General features: G+C 67.8%; 1 protein-coding gene. It reads left to right on the forward strand.

Features of this window, described 5'->3' with window-relative positions:
* Nucleotides 1-125: 125 nt before the first annotated feature.
* Nucleotides 126-1,685 carry an ISL3 family transposase gene (locus NYZ98_RS41270; protein WP_262851012.1) on the forward strand — a complete coding sequence of 520 codons (1,560 nt, stop codon included), beginning with the start codon at nucleotides 126-128 and terminating at the stop codon, nucleotides 1,683-1,685.
* Nucleotides 1,686-1,720 lie beyond the last annotated feature (35 nt).

Here is a 1,720-nt window from a genome sequence, read left to right on the forward strand (position 1 = left end):
GGCTCTGGCACTAATTTCGTGATCTTCCGGCGGTCGACTGCCCGGGTTGCCGATCATGCTGGGTGACGATTTCGGGGTTGCTGACGGTCCTGTTCCCTCATCTGGCCTGCGTGCAGATCGACCAGGTGGGCCGGTCGGGGAGATCGGTACGGATCCGGGCCAGGACTCGGACGTCACAGGCCGCTTGCCCGCAGTGCGGGATGGTCTCCCAGCGCGTGCACAGCAGCTATGAACGGCGAGTGTGCGACACCGCGGTGAGCGGCCAGGAGACGGTGCTGCACTTGCGGGTGCAGCGGTTTCGGTGCGGCAACGACGACTGCGGCAAGCAAACCTTCGCCGAGCAGATACCCGGGCTGACCGTCCGCTACGGGCGCTACAGCACCCCGCTGCGGAATCTGCTGCAGACGATCGGCCTGGCGCTGGGCGGCAGGGCCGGCGCCCGGCTCACCCATCACCTGGCCGCAGCGGTGAATCGCATGACGCTGATCAGACTGATCCGATCCCTGCCCGACCCCCACCCAGGACCGGGTCCGGAGGTGCTCGGAGTGGATGACTTCGCCCTGCGCCGCGGCCACACCTATGGCACGATCCTGATCGACATCACCACCAGCCGACCGATCGACATGCTTCCGGAACGATCATCGGACGCGCTGGCCACCTGGCTTCGCCAACGGCCAGGCGTGCAGGTCATCTGCCGGGACCGGGCGGGCTGCTACGCCGACGGCGCCACCCGCGGCGCACCACAGGCGACCCAAGTTGCCGACCGCTGGCACATGTGGCGAAACCTCGGCGACGCCGTCGAGCGCACCATCACCAAGCACCGCAACCACCTAAGGGACCTCACCCCCGCCCTCCGGCCCGCCGACATGCCCTCGCCCGCATCGACCAGCGAGCCTCTGCCGGCCAAGGCCGATCACATCGAGCCGCGAGCCGGCCGTCTGGCCAAAAGGACCCGGCACCGGCACACCCTGGTCCACCGGTTGATCGCCCAAGGCCACGACCTGCGAACGATCGCCCGCGAGCTCGGACTGGCCCGCAATACCGTCCGGCGTTTCGCCCGTGCCGGCAGCCCGGAGGAGTTGCTGGTGAACGACGGCACCGGAAAGCGTCCCCGGGCGATGGAGGAGTTCGCCGTCCACCTGCGGCAGCGCTGGGAGCAGGGCTGCACCAACGCCGAACAGCTCTACCAGGAGATCAAAGCCATGGGCTACCTCGGCAAGGGAACCACGGTGCGCCAATATCTGCGGCCCTGGAGGGCTCAGGCCACGGTGAACCTGCCGCACCCGCCGTCGCCCACCGTCCGCCAGGCCACCATCTGGTTCCTGCGCAACCCCGACGACCTCGACACCGACGAGCGACAGCACCTACGGGCACTGACCGCAGCCTGCCCACCCCTCGCCGCCGTCCGCGACCACGTGCGGGCCTTCGCCGACATGATGATGAACCTTCGCGGTGGCCACCTCGAACAGTGGATGAACCGGGTTCAGGCCGATGACCTGCCGCAACTGCACTCCTTCGTCACCGGCTTACGCCGCGACCTCGACGCCGCCAGAGCCGGCCTGACCCTGCCTCACAGCTCAGGAAAGGTTGAAGGCCACGTCAACCGCGTCAAGATGCTCAAACGACAGATGTACGGCCGCGCCAACCCCGACCTCCTGCGCAAACGCGTCCTCCTCGCCGACTGACGAGGGTCAACCTCACGAAATTAGTGCCAGAGCCA

This window comes from Sphaerisporangium corydalis (assembly GCF_025506355.1).
In the GTDB taxonomy this organism is placed as follows: Bacteria; Actinomycetota; Actinomycetes; order Streptosporangiales; family Streptosporangiaceae; genus Sphaerisporangium; species Sphaerisporangium corydalis.